Origin of the sequence: Neobacillus drentensis, from assembly GCF_036965645.1 — a bacterium.
GTDB lineage: Bacteria > Bacillota > Bacilli > Bacillales > Cytobacillaceae > Neobacillus > Neobacillus drentensis_D.
On the sequence record NZ_JBALPZ010000054.1, the window covers coordinates 20,338 to 25,434 of the forward strand.

Sequence of the window (5,097 nt, forward strand, 5' to 3'; positions counted from 1 at the left end):
CCGGGAAGCCTCCTCGGCGTTAAAGCGCCTGTGGGGTCTCCCTGCCCCGTACTCCCGCAGGAGTCGAGCTTATCCGATCCAATCAACATTGTCCCAAAATCAACAGTAACCTTTAACACAGCCTAAATTTAAAAAAATCAACAGAAAGAATGAAAACCTTTTCTTTGTTATTTTAGAAAAATTATTGTGAGAAGATCTACCCCGAAAATTGTTATTCTGAATAATTAGATTATTATTAATTATAAGGACTTTAAGATTGGAAAGCGGCTCTTAATCCTAATGCAGCCTCCATTAATCAAAAATAAACAAGGAGGAGACTATGACAAAAAAACAATGTATTGCTATGCTTTTAGCCGGCGGTAAAGGGTCTAGATTAAAAGACCTTACCACCTATACAGCCAAACCAGCCGTTCCCTTCGGTGGAAAATATCGAATTATCGATTTTACATTAAGTAATTGCAGCAATTCTGGAATTGATACAGTAGGTGTATTGACACAGTATCAACCACACACACTTCAAAATTACATTGGTGACGGAAAGCACTGGGACTTAGATCGGAAAAATGGCGGCATTACGATTCTCCCGCCTTTTCAATGTGAGACAGGGGATCGATGGTATGAAGGAACGGCGCATGCTATTTACCAAAACCTTCATTATATCGAAAGTCATAATCCAGAAAATGTTCTAATATTATCAGGTGATCACATTTATAAAATGGACTATAATAAAATGCTGGAACAGCACAGAGAAACAAACGCCGACGCTACGATTTCTGTCATTCATGTTCCTTGGAGAGATGCTAATCGGTTTGGCATTATGAATATTGATACGGATTCTATGAAAGTTTTAGACTTTGTTGAAAAGCCAAAACGGCCTAAATCAAATCTAGCTTCAATGGGGATTTACATTTTTAAATGGGAAATGTTAAAAAAATATTTAGAAATAGAGGAGAAAAGACCCTTTTCATCCAAGGACTTTGGAAAGGATATTATCCCTCGGATCATTAACGATCGCCAACAGGTGTATGCTTTTCGCTTTAACGGATATTGGAAGGATGTTGGAACGATACAAAGTCTTTGGGAAGCTAATATGGATTTACTTTCTTATGAAACCAATCCGATTTTACAAAATGAGGATTGGGGAATTTATACTCGAGAAATCTCTCATCAGCCTTTTTATTTGGACGGAAAAGCAAAGCTATCCCAATCATTAGTTTCTGAGGGCTGTAAGGTGTTTGGTAAAGTAGAGAATTCCGTTCTTTTTCAGGGAGTGACAGTAAGTAAAGGGGCGGTAATAAAGGATTCAGTCATTTTACCAAATACGTTTATTGGGGAAAATGTGGTAATCAATCGTTCGATCATTGGCAGTGAGACATTTATTTATTCTAATGTTCAAGTAGGAGATCCTCATCCTTTCAATGAGATTACTTTAATTGGCAACAACCAAATCATCAAGAAAAATAGGCCGGCACAACTAAAAGGAAATGTTGTTTAAATTGACAGGAATTATATTATGTAAACCGATAAAAAACTCGCCCAATAAGGTTGAGTTTTTATTTTTTTTGAGAAAAGATCTACTACTAGTATTCTACCTGCTGTATGAATTTTATGAGAACAAGTAAAAATAAACAGAGATTCATCAGATAAGGTTTCTTCGCAAATACTTACCTAATAAAATGGATATTCTAACGATAAACTTGAACAAAGGGAGTACATAAAAATGAATGCGATGAATACGATGGAAGCTTCTACAGATAAAGATAAAAAAGACACGGTTATGAATAAATTACTGGGAGCTATCAGTGGAAGTTTCGCGCCTATTTTAGGTGTACTGGCCGGATCAGGCTTAATATCCGCTCTATTATCAATTTTAACGACATTAGGCTGGTTATCACATGAAAGTGGAACGTATAACATTCTTGCTGCAGCTGGACATGCTATTTTTTATTTCTTCCCCGTGTTTCTTGGGATTACCTTAGCTATAAAATTAGGAGCCAATGGCTATGTTGGCGGTGGGATCGGTGCTGCTCTTTTAGAACCGCATTATACAGATTTAGTTGCCTCACATGCTAAAAACGTAGATTTCTTAGGTATCCCGGTTTTATTAGCTAGTTATTCTTCAACCGTTTTTCCCATCTTAATGGCCGTCTCCATTTATTCGGTTTTAGATAAATTTTTGAAAAGAGTGATACATAAAGACTTACAAATGTTTGTGAATCCACTGATTTCATTAATGATTATTGTTCCATTAACCGTACTTATATTTGGTCCTTTCGGTACTTATGTAGGAGAAGCTTTAGCCGTGGCGATTAAATTTTTAAGTGCAAAAAGTGGAATTCTAACAGGGGCAATATTAGGAGCTTCATGGTCATTCCTTACGATATTGGGGCTGCACTGGGCTATCATTCCAATATTTATTGCCAATCTTGCACATGGCGGGGATCCAATTAGTCCGATGGTAGCGGCCGCTCCTTTTGCTCAAATCGGGATGGGTCTTGGGGTTTTATTAAAAACGAAAGATAAGGACTTGAAAACGCTAGCGGGATCGGGACTGGTTCCAAGTGCCCTGGCAGGGACAACTGAAATCATTACATACGGTATTCTAGTCCGTTACAAACGAACGATGATCATTGTGGCAATTGCTGGAGCCATTGGCGGAGCGCTTAATGGGGCATTTGGGATAAAAGGGACTGCGTTTGCTCTCCCAAGCTTTTTGTCAATTCCGGTCTTTACACCGATTGGCTTATATTTAATTGGTATTTTATCCTCTTTAGTCTTAGCACTGGTGCTTACACTTGTAATGGGATATAAAAGCAAGAACGATATAGTCCCTGTAAAAGCAGTTAAAGATGTAGAAAGAGAAACCATATCAAGCCCATTGAGCGGGGGAATTGTGCCACTAAGCAAAATTTCAGATCCTCTTTTTTCAACTGAAACAGTCGGAAAAGGCATTGCAATTGAGCCAACAAAGGGTGAAGTGGTTTCACCTGTAGATGGAGTTGTGACTACTTTATTTCCAACTGAGCATGCGATTGGCATTACTTCAGAAAACGGAGCTGAAATTTTAATTATCGTTGGGGTTAATACCATTAAGTTGAAAGGGCAATTTTTCACTTCTCATGTCAAGCAATGGGATACAGTGAAGAGGGGAGATTTGCTGATTGAATTCGACATTGAAAACATAAAAGCCTCAGGCTATGATGTAAAAACACCTGTGATCATCACGAACACCAATCAGTATATAGATGTTATTCCAACCAGGGATGGAAATGTCCAAGCAAATGATGAATTAATCAGGCTGGTTGTTTAATGAAAACGGTGAGAGAAAGTTCTCTCACCGTTTCCCTATTTCTTATGAAGTTTTTTACGTTTAGTGTAAGGGTTCATGCAAGTATTTCTGACAGTCTGCTTTGGAAAGAATCATGTATGTCACATTTTACAAAAAAGTCTTTTGTATGTTCATCGGGAACAAAATGAGGATCTGGATAAAGTTCTTTTAGGGTCTTAATCATTTTTTTACCGATTCCTTTTCCGCGATGGGAGGGGTTTACGGAAATATGTAATATTTGCATCAGGTCCTCTTCAACAAATAAAACACCGACAAGACCAATAATACCTTCCTCTTCTTTCCACAAAAAAAGCTGCCGGTCTTGTTCTGTTTCATATTGTGTTATGGTCTTCTGAAGCTTTTGAAGATCTTTTTCATTCGGCATAAAAGACAATAGTCCCATGGCAATTTTGTTAAACATTTTTTTGTAACGTGTCAACATAATTAAATCCCTCTCTAAATAAATAGACTGATACTGCTAACCGCTCAAGTAATACTTTGTAACTATGATCATTCGATTTTTTTATTATATAACAGAACTACATACAATGTAACATATAAAAAAGCTAATAGTTTTACAATCGTATTAAAAATGGGTTGCAGTGGAATTAATTATCAATTCTGAAAAATAATATTTGAAATTCTTCGTATTAAATTGAATGAATCTTTCCCGAAAGATAGTTTATCTGGGAAGAACTGGCTGCTTTATTTTTTTAAAATTTTTTTTAAAAAAAAGGGAAAAATAATCAAGATAAATCAAGCAGAATGGGTGATTCCAATGTCATTTATATACAATCTTTACAGCTCAAAAGAATTTGGATTTACAAAATCATTTCATATTAAATGTGAGATCCCGCCTCATAAATTTCGTTTAATCATGTCGGAATTTCGGCAAAATGGAAGAGAGAACACGGAAGACTTTGTTAAGTATATGACTGAAAACTTTCCTGATTCATTCCAACTTTTTGAATATGACGATGTTTTACAATATGATGCTGACCAAGAAAACTCTGCTATCCTGGCAAATCTTTTAACAAACGGGAAGGACGACTTCCATGAACCGTAATAATATGGTTTCAAAATGGAATATGTATGTTAGGGGCAGGGATTTAGTAGCTGACTAACGAGTTATCCCGCCATAAGTTTGCTTCTATAAACAATTTAATCAGCATATGAAATGGCTGTAAGCCAGGTTCTGTACTTCCGTACTCCAAACGGCTGCTAGCCTTGTACAGGAAGTAGTAGTCATATAACTATTGACCAATGGTCAATTCATCCGTTAGGTTCATTTCCCGCAGGATGATGCCCCTACCTAATTTGGGTTGCTCGCTCGTGGGGTTTACCCGTTCCACCTTTTCCGTTTCCAGAAAAGCATCGTCACTGTGGCACTTTCAGGCTATTCTCAGCATATCCGTAAGGACTTAGCATGATTTCACCGCCGTCAGCCGATTGTTAACCGACTGCCCACCCTTGCAGATGGCACGATCACTACAGGCATCTCAGCACTGTGCGAGCCTGGACTTTCCTCAGCTCCTAAAAAAGGAACCGCGACTACTCACCATTTCATATTTAATTCGTTCAGAAGCGACACTGCATACTATATCAGGATTAATACGTAAAATCTTTAGGAGCTTACTTCCAGTATTACCAACCTTCTGATTCAATAGAAACTTTACCAAATGAAAAAAACCCAAAAAAATTCGTAAAATGTTCACAAATCTGTATTTACATGATACTATTAGAAAGGTTAATAGAATATGGAAAGTTCA

Annotated in this window: 4 protein-coding genes and 1 other RNA gene; 3 read left to right on the forward strand and 2 right to left on the reverse strand. The window is 37.2% G+C overall.

The annotated features are described in order from the left end of the window. Nucleotides 1-319 precede the first annotated feature (319 nt). On the forward strand, nt 320-1,495 hold the full coding sequence (locus tag V7266_RS11280; protein WP_335467984.1) for a glucose-1-phosphate adenylyltransferase: 1,176 nt from the start codon (nt 320-322) through the stop codon (nt 1,493-1,495). A gap of 225 nt (nt 1,496-1,720) precedes the next feature. Further along, nucleotides 1,721-3,310, forward strand: coding sequence for a glucose PTS transporter subunit IIA (locus tag V7266_RS11285; protein WP_335467985.1), 1,590 nt, complete (start codon nt 1,721-1,723; stop codon nt 3,308-3,310). Nucleotides 3,311-3,383: 73 nt separating this feature from the next. On the opposite strand, the gene V7266_RS11290 is transcribed toward V7266_RS11285, so the two are convergent. Beyond that, entirely contained in the window at nt 3,384-3,770 is a 387-nt protein-coding gene (locus V7266_RS11290; RefSeq protein WP_335467986.1) for a GNAT family N-acetyltransferase, read from the reverse strand. Between the two features lie 336 nt (nt 3,771-4,106). Between V7266_RS11290 and V7266_RS11295 the strand changes: the two genes are divergently transcribed. Continuing rightward, the gene (locus V7266_RS11295; protein ID WP_335467987.1) at nt 4,107-4,394 is read left to right on the forward strand and encodes a hypothetical protein; all 288 of its coding nucleotides are present in this window, start codon (nt 4,107-4,109) and stop codon (nt 4,392-4,394) included. A 113-nt stretch (nt 4,395-4,507) separates the two neighbouring features. Here the strand turns inward: V7266_RS11295 and rnpB are convergent. Beyond that, an RNA gene (gene rnpB / locus V7266_RS11300) (RNase P RNA component class B) lies at nt 4,508-4,891 on the reverse strand. Nucleotides 4,892-5,097: the final 206 nt, after the last annotated feature.

Excerpts from the sequence above, each read along its gene's own strand:
- V7266_RS11285 (WP_335467985.1), top strand. The coding sequence starts at position 1,721 with ATGAATGCGATGAATACGATGGAAGCTTCTACAGATAAAGATAAAAAA.
- V7266_RS11290 (WP_335467986.1), bottom strand. The coding sequence starts at position 3,770 with ATGTTGACACGTTACAAAAAAATGTTTAACAAAATTGCCATGGGACTA.
- V7266_RS11295 (WP_335467987.1), top strand. The coding sequence starts at position 4,107 with ATGTCATTTATATACAATCTTTACAGCTCAAAAGAATTTGGATTTACA.
- V7266_RS11280 (WP_335467984.1), top strand. The coding sequence starts at position 320 with ATGACAAAAAAACAATGTATTGCTATGCTTTTAGCCGGCGGTAAAGGG.